1 protein-coding gene is annotated in these 497 nt (G+C 77.3%); it reads left to right on the top strand.

The features are described 5' to 3' along the window. A partial coding sequence (locus tag FNQ90_RS26390; RefSeq protein ID WP_182608585.1) for a TrmH family RNA methyltransferase occupies window positions 1-459 on the top strand: 459 nt, incomplete at its 5' end. Window positions 460-497 lie beyond the last annotated feature (38 nt).

Here is a 497-nt window from a genome sequence, read left to right on the forward strand (position 1 = left end):
CCGGATCCGCGCCCCGCGCCGATCGTGCTGCTGGACAACCCCCGGCATCTGGGCAACATCGGTGCCGTGATCCGACTGGCCGCCGGCTGCGGCGCGGCCGGGGTGCTCACCACCGGCACCGTCGACCCCTGGCACCCCGGGGTGGTGCGGGCGAGTGCCGGACTGCACTGGGCCCTGCCGGTGGCCGGGCGCGGGCTCGACGACCTGCCGACCGGCCCGCTGTACGCGCTGGACCCGGAGGGGGAGGACCTGCGCGGGGCGGGGATCCCCGACGACGCCCTGCTCGCCTTCGGCTCCGAGCGACACGGCCTGTCCCCGGAGGTGCGGGCGCGCGCGGACCGGCTGTTGGCGCTGCCGATGCGACCGATGGTCTCCAGCTACAACCTCGCCACCAGCGTGGCCATGACCCTCTACCACTGGCTCGCCGGCCGCCCCGGGACGCCGCTGCCGGCGGGCTGAGACGCGAACCCGCCCCCACCCGGGCTCCGGGAGGGGGC

This window comes from Streptomyces alkaliphilus, from assembly GCF_014141535.1.
Lineage (GTDB): Bacteria > Actinomycetota > Actinomycetes > Streptomycetales > Streptomycetaceae > Streptomyces > Streptomyces alkaliphilus.